The sequence below is a fragment of the Acinetobacter lactucae genome, from assembly GCF_013122135.1.
Taxonomy (GTDB): Bacteria; Pseudomonadota; Gammaproteobacteria; order Pseudomonadales; family Moraxellaceae; genus Acinetobacter; species Acinetobacter lactucae.
Genome location: NZ_CP053391.1, coordinates 2,933,828 through 2,946,439, shown reverse-complemented (window position 1 = coordinate 2,946,439; position 12,612 = coordinate 2,933,828). Strand labels below are relative to the sequence as shown.

Sequence of the window (12,612 nt, the reverse complement as noted above, 5' to 3'; positions counted from 1 at the left end):
AGCTGTTAATGTTAAATATTGAAAAAACTGGTTCAATTTACGCTTATAGAGAAATTAATCTTATGAGCAATGTTTTTACCTACTTTGTATTTGTTCGAGAGATGATGCATCACTTACGAGTTGAGGAAATTCAAATCATTTAAGAAATCATTTTTTCAATCTGCCAGCTCATCATGAATCCAGTTTAAAAACAGCTCAATTTTAGGAATAAACTGGTGGGTTCGTGGATAAACCAAATGATGAGCAGAGATAGGAATCGATAGCTCATCGGCAAAAACTCTAACCAACTTTCCAGATTCCAAATAATTTTGAGTGAGTAAATTACTTTCTAAAACAAAACCTAGTCCATGTGTGGCTGCTTCAAGTGACATGTAAGAGCGGTCAAAACTCAAAGTGTAGGGAAACTCAGGAATGCTTAAACCCTGATGGGCAAACCATTGGGGCCAAGTGACTAAGGTTGAGCGCGATAAAATCAGTTCTTTCTTTAATAAATCTTGAGGTTTATTTACTGGACTACGTTCAAGTAGTTTGGGGGATGCAAGTACTTCTAGCTTTTCATTACGAATCGTTCTGATTTCTACCCCTGTCCAGTTGGGCAAACCGTGACGAATATCAATATCGATCTTATCGCGGGTGAAGTGCAAATTTTCATATGAACATGACAAGTTGACCTGAATCATGGGGAACTTTTCTTTAAATGACTCAAGGCGGGGGAGCAACCAAAGTAAACCAAAACTTGGAGATGAGTGAATATATAGACTGTCTTTAGGACTTTTATCGGCAGCTTTTTCAGTGGCTAACATTAGGTTATGCAAAATGGTGGTGACATCTTGAAAATAGCGTTCGCCAGAAGGGGTAAGCGTCACACCACGGGCACCACGGATAAATAAGCTCTGTCCAATCATTTCTTCAAGCTTAGCAATTTGGTGACTTACTGCTGAGGGGGTGAGATTCAAATGTTCGGCTGCCTTGGCAACATTGCCAAAACGGGCGGTTTGTTCAAAAGCCTGCAATGTTTTAATTGAGGGCATCTGATTGAAATTGTTTTCACTGCTATCCATGAAATGATCCGTTTTTATCCCTAAAACTTATTTGAAAATAGCATAGGCATGAATTTTTTTCATGCCTTGTTGAATTCGAGCTGATTGCTGGTCTTGGTGAAAAAAGAGATTCTAAGTCAGAACTCAGGAAATAAAGCGTAAAAGAGGATTGAACATGTTATTACAAGGAAAAGTGGCATTAATTACCGGTGCAGCATCAGAACGTGGAATTGGGCGAGCAACCGCAGAAATCTTTGCACAACAAGGTGCTAAAGTCATTATTGTTGATTTAGATCTTGCTCAAAGCCAAAACGCTGCAAAGGCAATTGGTGAAGGACATTTAGGTCTTGCTGCAAATGTTGCAAATGAAGAGCAGGTCAAAGCAGCTGTTGAACAGGCACTACAGCACTACGGCAAGATTGATATTTTAATTAACAATGCAGGGATTACTCAGCCAGTTAAAACCCTCGATATTCAGCGCAATGACTATGACCGTATTTTAGATGTGAGCTTGCGCGGAACACTCATTATGTCGCAAGCTGTTATTCCATCTATGAAAGCAAATGGTGGTGGAAGCATTGTGTGCTTATCTTCAGTTTCAGCGCAACGTGGTGGTGGTATTTTTGGCGGGCCACACTATAGCGCTGCCAAAGCAGGCGTGTTAGGTCTGGCAAAGGCGATGGCTCGTGAGTTTGGTGGTGACCAGATTCGTGTAAATTCGCTTACTCCAGGTCTAATTCAGACTGATATTACTGGCGGTTTAATGAATGATGACCGTCGTCACGACATTTTGGCAGGTATTCCACTCGGCCGCTTAGGTAAAGCACAAGATGTTGCAAATGCGGCATTATTTTTGGCAAGTGATCTGTCAGCTTACTTAACTGGTGTCACACTCGATGTAAATGGTGGCATGCTGATTCATTAAGGCTTGTCATTTAAAAACTAAAAATAGAATGATGGTCACAAGAGGATACTGTGGCCAAATGTAAAGGGATTCGCATGATGGATACAGTATTTTCATCTGAAGTAGATACGGTGGTTCGTAAATCTGCCTATCGAAAAATTGCATTTCGGCTCATGCCATTTTTAATGCTTTGCTATTTTTGTGCCTATTTAGATCGAGTAAATGTGGGTTTTGCCAAGCTCCAAATGATGAGCGATTTACAGTTTAGTGAAGCTGTATATGGGCTAGGCGCAGGGATTTTCTTTATTGGTTATTTCCTTTGTGAAGTGCCAAGCAACATCGTACTCCATAAGGTAGGTGCAAGACGTTGGATTGCCCGTATCATGATTACATGGGGCATTTTGTCAGGCTGTTTTGCCTTTGTTCAAACCGAATGGCAATTTTACACCTTACGTTTTTTGCTTGGTGTTGCTGAAGCTGGACTAGCTCCGGGTTTGTTACTCTACCTCACTTACTGGTTCCCATCTTACCGCCGAGCACGCATGACAGTTCTTTGGTTTATCGCGATTCCAATTTCGGGAATGATTGGTGGACCACTTTCAGGTTTAATCATGGACCGAATGAGCGGCGTACATGGCTGGTTTGGTTGGCAGTGGATGTTTGTGATCGAAGCTATTCCTACTGTGCTTGTTGGCCTATTGGTACTCGCTGTTTTAAAAGATTCAGTTCAAGACGCCAATTGGTTAACTCAAGCTGAAAAAAACTTGGTGAAGCAAGAGCTTGCTCAAGATAACCAGCACAAAGAAGGTCATGCTAGCGTCAAAGAGTTCATCGCAGATAAACGGTTATGGTTACTCGCAGGCATTTACTTTTGTGTAGTGATGGGCCAATACGCCATTACCTTTTGGTTGCCAACTCTTATTCGTAACTCAGGCATTAGCGATAACTGGCATATCGGTTTGCTCACAAGCCTGCCTTATATGTGTGCGATTGTGGTTATGATTTTGGCAGGGCGTAGCGGTGACCATTTCCAAGAACGCCGCTGGCACTTAATTATTCCAATGTGTGCAGGCGCTATAGCACTCACATTTGCGACCTTATTCGCTTCAAATCTAACGCTCTCTTTAATTTGCCTTTGCATCGCAGCCTCAGGTGTGCTGACTGCATCCTCTTTATTTTGGATGTTACCGACCAACTTCTTGGGTGGTGTTTCCGCAGCGGCAGGTATTGCAGCAGTGAATAGCTTCGCCAATCTTGCAGGATTTTGCTCACCTTATTTAATCGGTTGGGTCACTACCAACACAGGTTCAAATGCAATCGGCATGTTCTTAATCACAGCAGTATTAATTTTCGGTGCCAGTCTGGTTCTGCGTGTTCCGGCAAAACTGGTTAATCGTTAATAAGGAATAGTAAATGACAATATTAAATGTTGATAAAGCAGGCCAAATTGCCGAGTTGCAACAACGTGCCTACCACATTCGCCAGCATGCTCTGCGTATGGGGCAAGTACAAGGTCAAGGCTATGTTGGACAAGCTTTAGGTGCAGCAGATCTACTGGCAGTATCTTATTTCCATGCCATGAAATATCAGCCTGAAAGCCCTGAATGGGAAGGCCGTGACCGTTTTTATCTCTCTATTGGGCATTATGCAATTGCACTTTATGCAGCCTTAATTGAAGCAAAAATTATCCCGCTTGAAGAACTTGAAACTTATGGAGCAGATGACAGTCGGTTACCGATGTCGGGCATGGCTTCATATACACCGGGTATGGAAATTACAGGTGGCTCATTAGGTCATGGTCTTGGAATTGCAGTCGGTGCATGTTTAGGACTGAAACAGAAAAAGTCGGATGCTTTTGTCTATAACTTACTGTCCGATGGTGAGTTAAACGAAGGCTCAACATGGGAAGCCGTAATGTCTGCTTCGCATTGGAAACTAGATAACTTGATTGCCATTATTGATGTGAATAATCAGCAGGCAGATGGGCACTCAAGCGAAATTTTAGCGTTTGAGCCGATTGTAGACCGTTGGCAGTCATTTGGTTGGTACACCCAACGCGTAGATGGCAATGACGTCGAAGCTTTACTTAAGGCATTCGACCAAGCACGAAACCATGAAGGAGCATGTCCACGCGTCATTATTTGTGACACTAAAATGGGTAAAGGCGTGTCGTTCTTGGAAAGCCGTGAAAAAACACACTTCATTCGTGTTGATGAACATGAATGGGATGACGCTTTAAATATTTTGACCCACTACGGACAGTAAGGAATATACCATGAGCCAGTTAGCCAATCCTCCTAAGAAAAAACTAACCACTTCGGCAATGATTGCTTCTATTGCTGCCGAGGGTCAGCCGACCAAACCTGCACCATTTGGCCATGCACTCAATGCCTTGGCAAAAGAGCGTGACGATATCGTCGGTTTGTCAGCAGATTTATCCAAATATACTGACCTGCATATTTTTGCCAAGGAAAACCCAGACAAGTTTTTCCAAATGGGTATGGCAGAACAACTTTTGATGAGCGCAGCAGCAGGACTTGCTCGTGAAGGATTTGTTCCCTTTGCAACAACTTATGCCGTATTTGCATCACGCCGTGCCTACGATTTTATTTGTATGGCGATTGCAGAAGATAATCTGAATGTCAAAATTGTGGCGGCACTCCCAGGTTTAACTACGGGCTACGGCCCAAGTCATCAGGCGACAGATGATATTGCGATTTTCCGTGCAATGCCGAACCTCATGATCATTGACCCTTGTGATGCCTTGGAAATCGAACAAGCGATTCCTCAAATTGCCGCTCATAATGGCCCTGTATATATGCGTCTATTGCGTGGTCAGGTTCCATTAGTACTCGATAAATACAATTACCAGTTTAAATTGGGTAAGGCACAGGTGATTAAGCCGGGTAAAGACTTACTCATCATTTCGACTGGCTTATTGACCATGCGTGCGCTTGAGGCCGCTGAAGAGCTTGAAAGAGAGGGCATTGAGGTTTCAGTGTTGCATGTGCCTACAATTAAACCTTTAGATGAACAAACTATTTTGGATGAAGTCGCTAAAGGTGGCCGACCTGTTTTAACTGCCGAAAATCACTCAGTCATTGGTGGGTTAGGGGAAGCAGTTGGCTCACTACTTTTAAGAAATGGACAACATCCTCGTTTTGACATGATTGGTTTGCCAGATGCATTTTTAGATGCAGGGGCTTTACCCACTTTGCATGATCGATATGGTATTTCAACAGAAGCAGTTAAAGAGAAGGTTAAGTCACATTTGAAGTAGAAAGATTAAATTTTTCAAATTGAAAAGGGCGTGTGGAAATTCCTTCACGCACTATTTTTAATCAAGATGATTCAAAAACTTAAACAATCGAATCATCTAAATTCGGTGCTAACCAACGCTTCGCTTCATCCAGAGTCCAACCTTTACGTTTCGCATAATCTTCAAGTTGGTCTTGAGAGATTTTACCCACGTTAAAGTATTCACTTTGTGGATGAGAATAATAGAAACCACTTACCGAAGATGGCGGCATCATTGCAAAGTGCTCGGTAAGTTTAGTGCCGATTTTGTTGGTAGAGTCTAACCAGTCGAACAACACTGCCTTTTCAGAGTGCTCAGGGCAAGCAGGGTAACCCGGTGCAGGGCGAATACCGACATATTTCTCTTTAATCAGTTCTTCATTACTGAGCTGTTCGTCAGCTTTATAACCCCAGAACTCTTTACGAATGCGTTCATGCAATTGTTCTGCAAAGGCTTCAGCAAAACGGTCGGCTAGTGACTGAACTAAAATTGCAGAGTAGTCATCACCTTTGGCTTTGTACTCATTTGCCAATTCTTCTGCACCAAAAATCGATACAGTGAATCCCCCTAAGTAATCCTGTTGCTCACGGTCACTACGAATGTAATCTGCCAAAGACAAGTTCGGTTTACCTGTCACTTTGTCCGATTGTTGACGTAAGTGCTCAAAAGTATGCGTAACCTTTTGACCAGCTTCATCAAATACGCTCACTGTGTCGGCGTTAGTGCGCTGAGCAGGGAACATACCAAATACAGCACGTGCATCAAAACGATTATTGTCGATAATATCTTTCAACATCGCTTGAGCTTGATTGTACAAATCTGTTGCAGCTTCACCAACCACTTCATCTTCTAAAATTTTCGGGAATTTACCTGCCAAGCTCCAAGAAATGAAGAATGGTGTCCAGTCAAAATACTCTACAAGGGTTGCAAGAGGGTAGTTAGTGAGAACTTGTGTTCCCAAAAGATTTGGTTTTGGTGGTACATAGCTTTCGTCAATTTTAAAACCGTTTTCAACTGACTCTGCATAAGTCAATTTTGCAGCTTTTGGCTGTTTGTTGGCTAAACGCTCGCGAATCTTGGCATATTCCGCACGGTGCTCTGCAATAAAGTTTCCACGCATTTCTTTCGAAAGTAAGGTTGTTGCAACACCTACAGCACGTGAAGCATCAGCCACATAAATCACCGCATCGTTTTGATACTGAGGATCAATTTTTACGGCTGTATGTGCTTTAGAAGTAGTCGCACCACCAATCAATAAAGGAATGTTAAACCCTTTGCGCTGCATTTCTTTCGCAACAAACACCATCTCATCTAAAGATGGGGTAATCAGGCCAGATAAACCAATGATGTCACATTTCTCATCAATAGCAGTTTGCAAGATTTTCTCGCAAGGTACCATTACACCAAGATCAACAATGTCATAACCATTACAGCCGAGTACTACGCCTACGATATTTTTACCAATATCGTGTACGTCACCTTTAACAGTTGCCATGAGGACTTTACCTTTAGATTGGCTACCTGTTTTTTCAGCTTCAATGTACGGGTTGAGCCAAGCCACAGCTTGTTTCATGACACGTGCAGATTTCACAACCTGTGGTAAGAACATTTTGCCTGAACCAAACAAGTCACCAACCACGTTCATACCATCCATCAAAGCGCCTTCAATTACATCTAAAGGACGTTTAGCTTTGAGGCGAGCTTCTTCGGTATCTTCATCAATATAAGTCGTGATACCTTTAACTAATGCATATTCAAGACGCTTTTCTACAGATTCATTACGCCATTCAAGGTTTTCAGCTTCTTTTGCAGCACCGCCTTGTCCACGGTATTTTTCAGCCACTTCAAGCAATTTTTCAGTCGCCGCCTGACCAGACTCACCTTGGTTTTGATTTAAGATGACATCTTCAACTGCTTCTTTTAGCTCGGCTGGAATATCATCATAAATTGCCATTTGGCCAGCATTTACAATACCCATGGTCATTCCTTGCTTGATGGCATGGTACAAGAACACAGAGTGAATCGCTTCACGAACAGGTTCATTACCGCGGAATGAGAACGAAACGTTCGATACACCACCAGAAATCATGGCGTGAGGTAAGTTTTGTTTAATCCAACCTGTGGCCTCAATAAAGTCGACGCCATAGTTATTGTGTTCTTCAATACCTGTTGCTACTGCAAACACGTTCGGGTCAAAAATAATATCTTCAGCAGGGAAGCCTACATCGTTAACCAATACATCATAAGAACGTTTACAGATTTCGCGTTTGCGCTCAGCAGTGTCGGCCTGACCTTTTTCGTCAAATGCCATGACAATAATCGCAGCACCATATTGACGGCACAGGCGAGCTTTTTCGACAAACTCGTTATAACCTTCTTTTAATGAAATCGAGTTAACAACGGGTTTACCTTGTACGCATTTTAAGCCAGCTTCAATGATTTCCCATTTTGATGAGTCAATCATGATTGGCACACGTGAAATATCTGGCTCGGAAGCTACAAGGTTTAAGAAATGCACCATCGCGTTTTGCGAATCGAGCATCCCTTCATCCATATTAATGTCGATAATCTGTGCGCCAGCTTCAACTTGCTGCTGTGCCACTTCTAAAGCTTCGGCAAAGTTTTCTTCACGAATTAAGCGTAAGAATTTTTTTGAACCTGTAACGTTGGTACGTTCACCCACGTTTACGAAAAGTGAGTCATCATAAATATTAAATGGTTCTAAACCACTTAAACGACAAGCCGGTACAGTTTCAGGAACTTGACGAGGTGCAATATCTTTTACCGCATTGGCAATTGCACGGATGTGGTCAGGCGTTGTACCACAGCAACCACCAGTAATATTAATCAAACCACTTTCTGCAAATTCTTTTAAGAATGCTGCAGTTTGCTCGGGTGTTTCATCATATTCACCAAATGCGTTTGGTAAGCCAGCATTTGGATGTGCTGAAACAAACGTATCTGCGACATCAGAAATGGTTTTTACGTGAGGGCGCATTGCATCTGCACCAAGTGCACAGTTAAAGCCAATCGATAACAAGTCGCCATGACGTACAGAGTTCCAGAAAGCTTCAGCAGTTTGACCTGTTAAGGTACGACCTGATGCATCGGTAATAGTCCCTGAAATCATAATTGGTAATTCGTGACCAATTTGTTTAAAGACTTCTTTAACCGCAAAAATTGCTGCTTTACAGTTTAAGGTATCGAAAACGGTTTCAATTAGAATAATGTCTGCACCGCCTTCAATCAGCGCATGAGTCGCTTCAATATAGTTTTCTTTTAGCTCATCAAAGGTGATATTACGAAAGGCAGGGTCATTTACATTAGGTGAAATTGAACAAGTACGTGATGTTGGCCCAAGTACACCTGCTACAAAGCGCGGTTTATCTGGAGTCGAATACTTTTCACAAGCCGCTTTAGCTAAACGTGCTGCTTCGCGGTTAATCTCTGGAACAAGATCTTCCATGTGGTAATCAGACATTGAGACACGCGTGCCGTTAAAGCTGTTGGTTTCAATAATGTCTGCACCAGCATCAAGATAAGCTTCATGAATACCTTGAATGATTTGAGGCTGTGTCAGAACTAAAAGATCATTGTTACCTTTTAAGTCATGTGCCCAATCGGCAAAACGCTCACCACGGTAGTCTGCTTCTTCCAATTTATGGCGCTGAATCATGGTACCCATTGCACCATCAATAATCAGAATACGTTTGGCAAGAAGCGCTTTTAGGGTGGCAAGCGTGGACATATAAAACCCCGATATTGTACGAATTTAAAAATGCGGCGCTATTGTAACAGAATAGTTGCGCAATAGATGACCTATAACGACCCATCATTCACTGTAAATCATCCCCTAAACAAGTACTTTATGACAAAGTGGCGAGTGATTTTTCATCAAATATTCATCAAATGATCATGATATTGAAATATTTCATCTCCAATATTCGGTTTTATGACAATTGTGGTGTTTAAAAATTAGCCATTTAGGTAATTTTTTAGATCTTTTTGCTTCAAAAATAGTCATAAATTAGATGGGTGGGGACTTATGTAAGTTATTGTATTTTTATAAAAAAATAAAAATCGTAGAGGAAAGGTGCATCAAATGAGGTCAAAATATGAAAAATTGACTTCATCGGGCGCTGCTTTGTCATATAATTGTCATAATTTAATTTAAGAATACAGAGGATTTTTTTATCCTCTTACCGTCTGCATGAATTCTAATCTACCCCCTGTTTCGGATTCAAAACTTGCGGCAAACCTGCAAGTCAAATCGACGAATGTACATGTCCCGACACCTAAATTTTTTATGCCGGTGTTTCTGACGATTATTGTTGCAACACTTATTTATATTGGATTTCAGGTGAGTGCTGATTTAGCGCATGTACCACCTTTGAGTCTTTATTCAGTTATTCTTTTATCAACTGCACTCTTGATTGCTTTAGGCTTTGAGTTTGTAAATGGCTTCCACGATACTGCAAATGCAGTAGCAACAGTGATTTACACCAATGCTTTACCAGCACCGGTTGCAGTCATGTGGGCTGGTTTTTGTAATTTCCTTGGGGTAATGGTTGCAAGCGGCGCAGTCGCTTACGGCATTATTGCATTGTTGCCTGTTGAACTGATTATGAATATGGGCAGTGGTGCAGGTTTCGCAATGGTTTTTGCATTGCTTATTGCTGCGATTCTATGGAACTTAGGTACATGGTTCTTAGGAATTCCTGCTTCAAGCTCTCATACCTTGATTGGTTCAATCTTGGGTGTGGGCATTATGAACCATCTATTGAGTGCATCGACTGGCGTAACAACCAGTGGTGTAGACATGGATCAGGTGATTAAAGTCGGTAAGGCATTATTATTTTCACCTTTAATTGGTTTTGCTTTTGCAGCGATTGTATTCTTGTTGGTTAAAACTATTTTTAAACGCCAGTTAGAATTATTCCAGCCACCTGAAGGTAACAAACCACCGCCAGCAATCATTCGTGCAATTTTAATTTTTACCTGTACAGGTGTAAGTTTTGCACATGGTTCTAATGACGGCCAAAAGGGTATGGGACTCATCATGCTGATTTTGGTTGGTCTGGTGCCATTGGCTTATTCATTAAATAAAAACCTTGATACACAACAAATTCAATCATTCCATCAGCTTTCTTCTCAAACTGCCGTATTTTTGAATCAAAATCAGCCAGAATTAACCGATGAAAAAGCACGTGTTATTCTGACTACCTATATTCAAACTAAACAGCAAACTCCGGAAGTTGTACCTGCATTGGCAAGTATGACTGATCATTTGGGTGAGCGCGTTTCTAGCTATAGCAACTTAAAAGATATTCCTGAAGCTGCAATTAGCGAAATTCGTAATGACATGTATTTAAGCACCACTACATTTAAACGTTTGGATAAAGCGGATGCTTTACCAAAAATGGATCAATCACAAAAGAAACTTGTGAAAGAATACCGTAGTAGCTTAGATTCATTCTTACAATACATTCCAACTTGGGTAAAAGTCGCGGTTGCTTTAGCACTTGGCCTAGGCACAATGGTGGGTTGGAAACGTATTGTTGTGACTGTAGGTGAGCGTATTGGTAAGCATCACATGACTTATGGTCAAGGGATGTCTGCTGAGCTTGTCGCAATGAGTACAATTGCAGCTGCCGATGGTTTAGGTATGCCGGTTTCAACAACACACGTTTTAAACAGTGCTGTTGCGGGTACGATGGTCGCGAATAAATCAGGTTTAAACTTTAATACCGTGAAGACAATTTTATCTGCATGGGTATTTACTCTTCCTGCAACAATCTGCTTGTCAGGTGGTTTGTACTGGTTATTCTTACAGTTTGTATAAAAGCATTTAAAAAATTAAAGCCACTGTTCACAGTGGCTTTTTTATTTGTTTAGTTTTTAAAATTGGGACTATTTTTCATATACATTCATCTATAAATTAATAAGTTGTTATAGGCCATCAAGCAGCTTATTGGCTGGGCTTAAACTTTTATATCAGGATATATTATGAATGCGGTTCAAATAGATCAGCTAAAACAACAATTTCCACTTATTGAAACACTTCAAGCCTATCAAGAAACATTTTGGTTTACACCTCATCGTTATCCTTTAAAAGAAGCTTTAGAAAAAGTTGGACTAACCGCTAAGGATGTAAGTGAAGCAGAAGCAAGACTAGCGCGTTTCGCACCTTATTTGGCAAAGGTATTTCCCAAAACTCAAGCACAACACGGAAAAATTGAATCAGATATTGTTGAAATTGCTCATATGCAACAAGCACTTTCTTCAACGAAACAAGTACAGATTAACGGAACATTCTGGCTGAAAAAAGATAGCCATTTACCTATTTCAGGTTCTATTAAAGCACGTGGTGGTATTTATGAAGTCTTAACTCACGCCGAAAAATTGGCAATTGAGGCTGGCTTACTCAAACCAGAAGATGATTATAGTAAATTAGATCAAGATTCATTTCGGGCTTTCTTTTCTAAGTATCAAATTGCAGTGGGTTCTACGGGCAATCTTGGGCTTTCTATAGGCATTATGAGTGCCAAACTCGGCTTTAGAGTCACTGTTCACATGTCGGCTGATGCGAGACAGTGGAAAAAAGACAAACTACGTTCTCTGGGCGTTAATGTTGTGGAATATGCGAGTGATTACGGCGTAGCTGTTGAAGAGGGACGTAAAGCCGCAGAGCAAGATCCTCACTGCTTTTTTATTGATGATGAAAACTCAACAACATTGTTTTTAGGCTATGCCGTTGCAGGAATACGTTTAAAACAGCAATTTGAGCAAAAACAAATTAAAGTCGATGCTGAACACCCATTATTTGTTTATTTGCCGTGTGGCGTCGGTGGAGGCCCTGGTGGGGTGAGTTTTGGATTAAAACTTGCTTTTGGTGAGCATGTACATTGTATCTTTGCAGAACCAACCCATTCGCCGTGTATGTTACTTGGTGTCCACACAGGTTTGCATGATCAGATTTCAGTAAATGACATCGGTATTGATAACGTTACAGCAGCAGACGGGCTTGCGGTAGGACGTGCTTCAGGTTTTGTCGGGCGTGCGATGCAACAGTTAATCGACGGTTACTACACCATTCATGATGAACGTTTATATGAGCTCATTGCGCTTTTAAATCAAACTGAGAATATTCAGCTTGAGCCTTCTGCGGTAGCAGGCATGATGGGGCCATATTATGTCCAGACTAACCCTGATTATTTGGCTTTACATCAATTAACAGCTGAGCAGTTGCAGCAAGCAAATCATGTGATATGGGCGACTGGAGGCGGTATGGTGCCACCTGATGAAATGCAAAAATATCTATCGCACTTTCAAGGTAAATAAAGACACTTTAGAAAAAAGCCCAATTCTAG

The 12,612-nt window shown here is 41.3% G+C and carries 8 protein-coding genes and 1 pseudogene; 7 read left to right on the top strand and 2 right to left on the bottom strand.

The window, feature by feature from the left end; genetic code table 11:
• Positions 1-71: 71 nt before the first annotated feature.
• Positions 72-143: pseudogene (locus tag HLV59_RS18710) on the top strand (hypothetical protein); the annotation flags it as partial.
• Positions 144-155: 12 nt separating this feature from the next.
• On the opposite strand, the gene HLV59_RS13805 reads toward HLV59_RS18710, so the two are convergent.
• Positions 156-1,031, bottom strand: a complete 876-nt coding sequence (locus tag HLV59_RS13805; RefSeq protein WP_081037658.1) for a LysR substrate-binding domain-containing protein — start codon at positions 1,029-1,031, stop codon at positions 156-158.
• A 184-nt stretch (positions 1,032-1,215) separates the two neighbouring features.
• Between HLV59_RS13805 and HLV59_RS13800 the strand changes: the two genes are divergently transcribed.
• The 4 genes from HLV59_RS13800 (at position 1,216) to HLV59_RS13785 (ending at position 5,224) form a co-directional block, all read left to right on the top strand.
• Positions 1,216-1,965, top strand: coding sequence for an SDR family NAD(P)-dependent oxidoreductase (locus tag HLV59_RS13800; RefSeq protein ID WP_081174965.1), 750 nt, complete (start codon positions 1,216-1,218; stop codon positions 1,963-1,965).
• 77 nt (positions 1,966-2,042) lie between these two features.
• Entirely contained in the window at positions 2,043-3,344 is a 1,302-nt protein-coding gene (locus HLV59_RS13795) for an MFS transporter (protein ID WP_216606774.1), read from the top strand.
• A 19-nt stretch (positions 3,345-3,363) separates the two neighbouring features.
• Positions 3,364-4,209, top strand: coding sequence for a transketolase (locus HLV59_RS13790; RefSeq protein WP_171430634.1), 846 nt, complete (start codon positions 3,364-3,366; stop codon positions 4,207-4,209).
• A 10-nt stretch (positions 4,210-4,219) separates the two neighbouring features.
• Entirely contained in the window at positions 4,220-5,224 is a 1,005-nt protein-coding gene (locus HLV59_RS13785) for a transketolase family protein (protein ID WP_171430197.1), read from the top strand.
• 79 nt (positions 5,225-5,303) lie between these two features.
• Here HLV59_RS13785 and metH read toward each other — a convergent pair whose 3' ends face one another.
• Positions 5,304-8,990 (bottom strand): methionine synthase, encoded by a 3,687-nt coding sequence (gene metH / locus HLV59_RS13780; protein WP_171430196.1) that lies wholly within the window; start codon positions 8,988-8,990, stop codon positions 5,304-5,306.
• Positions 8,991-9,452: 462 nt separating this feature from the next.
• Between metH and HLV59_RS13775 the strand changes: the two genes are divergently transcribed.
• A complete protein-coding gene (locus HLV59_RS13775; RefSeq protein WP_016144614.1) occupies positions 9,453-11,084 on the top strand; it encodes an inorganic phosphate transporter in 1,632 nt (543 codons plus the stop codon).
• A 164-nt stretch (positions 11,085-11,248) separates the two neighbouring features.
• The gene (locus tag HLV59_RS13770) at positions 11,249-12,583 is read left to right on the top strand and encodes a D-serine ammonia-lyase (protein ID WP_016144615.1); all 1,335 of its coding nucleotides are present in this window, start codon (positions 11,249-11,251) and stop codon (positions 12,581-12,583) included.
• Positions 12,584-12,612 lie beyond the last annotated feature (29 nt).

Bases quoted from the DNA above. Each gene is read 5' to 3' on its own strand.
- HLV59_RS13805 (WP_081037658.1), bottom strand. From the start codon at position 1,031: ATGCCCTCAATTAAAACATTGCAGGCTTTTGAACAAACCGCCCGTTTT.
- HLV59_RS13800 (WP_081174965.1), top strand. From the start codon at position 1,216: ATGTTATTACAAGGAAAAGTGGCATTAATTACCGGTGCAGCATCAGAA.
- HLV59_RS13795 (WP_216606774.1), top strand. From the start codon at position 2,043: ATGGATACAGTATTTTCATCTGAAGTAGATACGGTGGTTCGTAAATCT.
- HLV59_RS13785 (WP_171430197.1), top strand. From the start codon at position 4,220: ATGAGCCAGTTAGCCAATCCTCCTAAGAAAAAACTAACCACTTCGGCA.
- metH (WP_171430196.1), bottom strand. From the start codon at position 8,990: ATGTCCACGCTTGCCACCCTAAAAGCGCTTCTTGCCAAACGTATTCTG.
- HLV59_RS13775 (WP_016144614.1), top strand. From the start codon at position 9,453: ATGAATTCTAATCTACCCCCTGTTTCGGATTCAAAACTTGCGGCAAAC.
- HLV59_RS13770 (WP_016144615.1), top strand. From the start codon at position 11,249: ATGAATGCGGTTCAAATAGATCAGCTAAAACAACAATTTCCACTTATT.